Here is a 1,406-nt window from a genome sequence, read left to right on the forward strand (position 1 = left end):
CGGCCGAGCCCGCCACCGCGTCCGCAGCGGCCGACCTCTACGACGCGGTGCCGCCGAGCGACGCGCGCGACGCCGGCGCCACGCTGAGCGAGCCCACCGCTGAGACGACTGCATTCGAGCCGACCGCCGAGACCACGGCGTTCGAGCAGCCCGCTGCGGCGACCACGCAGCACCAGGCCTTCTGGGCGCTCGTCCCCGAGGAGCGCGACGTCGTGGACGAGATCGGCATCCCCGTGTTCCGCGTCGGACCCACCGCGTGGGCGCTGGTGATCGAGGACCGCGGCGAGACCTTCGTCGTGCGCCACGAGGACGGCCGCATCGGCTATCTCCACGACGTCTCCGGCGTCACGCGCGGCTAGTCGCGACTCGCGCCGCGATATCGTAGACGGATGCTCCGGACGATCGATCTGCGGGGGCGCGCGCTCTCTCGCGCCGAACTGCTCGCGACCGTTCCCCGCGCGACGAGCGCGCGAGAAGAGGCCCTTGCAACCGCTGCGCACATCGTCGACGACGTCGCTGCGCGAGGAGAGACCGCCCTGCGTGAGCAGGCCGAGCACTTCGACGGTGTGACCGGTCACGACGTGCGAGTCCCTCCCGAGCACCTCGACGAGGCGCTGGCGGCGCTCGATCCCGCCGTGCGGGACGCGCTCGAACAGGCGATCGAGCGGGTGCGCGAGGCATCCGTCGCTCAGGTGCCCGCCCCCGCCGTCACCGAGCTCGGCCCGGGTGCCCGCGTGCGGCAACGCTGGCAGCCGGTGCGCCGCGTGGGCCTGTACGTCCCAGGCGGCAAGGCCGTCTACCCGTCGAGCGTCGTGATGAACGTCGTGCCGGCGCAGGTGGCCGGTGTGACGGAGATCGCCGTGGCCTCGCCGCCGCAGCGCGAATTCGGAGGCCGCGTGCACCCGGTGATCCTGGGCGCCGCGAAGCTCCTCGGTGTGACCGAGGTGTACGCGATGGGAGGCGCCGGAGCCATCGGCGCGCTCGCACACGGCGTCGCCGAGCTCGGCCTCGACCCGGTCGACGTGGTGACCGGACCCGGCAACAACTTCGTGGCCGCAGCCAAGCGCGCCGTGGCCGGTCTCGTGGGGACGGATGCCGAAGCCGGCGCCACCGAGATCCTCGTGGTCGCCGACGACAGTGCCGACGCGCGCCTCGTCGCCGCCGACCTCATCAGCCAGGCCGAGCACGACGAGCAGGCCTCCGCGGTCCTCGTGACGACGTCGGAGCCGTTCGCGGCTCGCGTGCGCGACGAGGTCGTTGCGCGCGCCGCGGCGACGCGGCACTCCGAGCGGATCGCCGCGGCGCTCTCGGGCCCCCAGTCGGCGATCGTGCTGGTCGATGACGTGCCCGCCGCGACGGCGTTCAGCAACGCGCACGCGCCTGAGCACCTCGAGCTGCACCTGGCC

1 protein-coding gene and 1 pseudogene are annotated in these 1,406 nt (G+C 73.7%); both read left to right on the top strand.

Going from position 1 to position 1,406, the window contains the following annotated elements; all coding sequences use genetic code 11:
• Positions 1-359: pseudogene (locus EIO58_RS17915) on the top strand (hypothetical protein); the annotation flags it as partial.
• 30 nt (positions 360-389) lie between these two features.
• The coding region (gene hisD / locus EIO58_RS17920) for a histidinol dehydrogenase (RefSeq protein WP_127820555.1) at positions 390-1,406 on the top strand (1,017 nt) is incomplete at its 3' end.

The sequence above is a fragment of the Microbacterium sp. CPCC 204701 genome, from assembly GCF_004010105.1.
In the GTDB taxonomy this organism is placed as follows: Bacteria; Actinomycetota; Actinomycetes; order Actinomycetales; family Microbacteriaceae; genus Microbacterium.